Source organism: Bartonella sp. AC130YNZD (assembly GCF_042196865.1).
Lineage (GTDB): Bacteria > Pseudomonadota > Alphaproteobacteria > Rhizobiales > Rhizobiaceae > Bartonella.
Window position 1 is genome coordinate 1 of the sequence record NZ_JBHIQZ010000095.1, and the last position, 1,544, is coordinate 1,544.

Annotated in this window: 3 protein-coding genes; all 3 read left to right on the forward strand. The window is 42.4% G+C overall.

The genetic code is table 11. The features are described from left to right. Positions 1–462 (forward strand): terminase gpA endonuclease subunit (locus ACFINU_RS09785; protein ID WP_375667659.1); only part of this gene is annotated, 462 nt, incomplete at its 5' end. 3 nt (positions 463–465) lie between these two features. Then, positions 466–714, forward strand: coding sequence for a phage head-tail joining protein (locus ACFINU_RS09790; protein ID WP_375663528.1), 249 nt, complete (start codon positions 466–468; stop codon positions 712–714). Next, a partial coding sequence (locus tag ACFINU_RS09795) for a phage portal protein (RefSeq protein ID WP_375619032.1) occupies positions 714–1,544 on the forward strand: 831 nt, incomplete at its 3' end. The genes ACFINU_RS09790 and ACFINU_RS09795, both read left to right, overlap by 1 nt.

Consider the following 1,544-nt stretch of genomic DNA (forward strand, 5'->3'; position numbering starts at 1 on the left):
AATCTTTATATTGTTGGGGTTGACGCCGCGAAAGATATCATTACAGCACGGTTTAAAAAATCGGGTCCTGAAGCAACGGGGGCTGGTGCAACGCATTTTCACAAAAGCCTTGATCGAGAATATTTTGACCAGCTGACCGCTGAAAGAAAAGTCATCAAATATTTTAAAGGCTTCAAGCGTATCGAATGGCAAAAAAGTGAAAAGGCAAGAAACGAAGCTTTGGACTGTAGGGTTTATGCTTATGCTGCTTTACAAGGTCTGATTTCGGCAGGAATAAACCTTAATCGAGAAGTCGATATCTTAGAAGAGCGTTTGGAAAAACTTAAAGTTGAAGGCTCTTTAGAGCAGCCAACACCAAGACATGCCCCCTCTCCTGCTCCAAGAAGATCTCAGACAGCACAGCCTCAAAAGAAGCCATTCAGAACAATGATGAATCCTTATATGCGAGGGGATTGGAGGTAATTTGTGGGTGAAACTTTAGAACCAATTAACAGCAAAATTGAGAGACTTGAAAACTTAAAAAGGCGGCGTGAGCAAATTGAAGAAGCTCTTTATTCGGGAGCACAATCGGTGCGCCATGGCGATAAGCAAGTAAGCAATCGTTCTGTTGAGGAACTCCGCAGAGCGCTTGAGATGATCAATACACAAATAGCCAACCTTGAAGGACGCAAGCGTTCACGCGTTTTCTATTTTAATATATCACGAGGCTATTAATGGCTGGTTTTTTCAATAAACTCACAGGCTTTTTTAAAATTTCTCGTCAACACAATCCCCATTTTGAAGCTGCAAGTAAAAGCCGTCGCATGGGTGGTTTTGACCCCGCCAAAAAACATATCAATAAAGCCATTGAGGAATGCGGTGATACCATTGTTGCTCGTTCAAGATGGCTTTATGACAATGAATCTCTTTATGGGTCTGCAACGGAAGAATGGGTCTCTGCGGCTGTTAGTGATGGGATTAAACCTTATCCTCGTATTGAAGGTTTTCAAGAAGAAAAGAAAAAGCTTTTAGACTTATGGTGGCAATGGGTTGATGAGGCGGACTATGATGAAGATGCCAACTTTTATGGACTTCAAGCAACCATTGCACGAGAGGTCTTTCTAACCGGAGAATGCTTTGTAAGATTGCATTATGTCGACCTTTATGGGCGCTCTGGTGTGCCGCTTCAATTACAAGTTTATCCAACCGAAATGCTGGATTTAACTTACAATGGACCTGCTGAGATTGAAGGCAATTACATTCGTATGGGTATTGAATTTAATGCCAGTGGTAAGCGCGTTGCTTATCATTTTTGGAAACATCACCCCTATGATGATTGCCCTTTCAACACAGTCTTTGAGAGTCAAGAACGCATACGTGTGCCTGCTGAAATGGTCATTCATATCAAAGAGCGCCGGATTGCTGGACAATTGCGCGGTTCTCCAAAAATAACGCGCTCTATGACAAAGATCTTTCAACTCGAATCCTATGACGACGCAGAACTTGATCGAAAAAGGACAGCGGCTCTTTTTGCGGTGTTTATTACAGGGAAGGAATCTCATGAT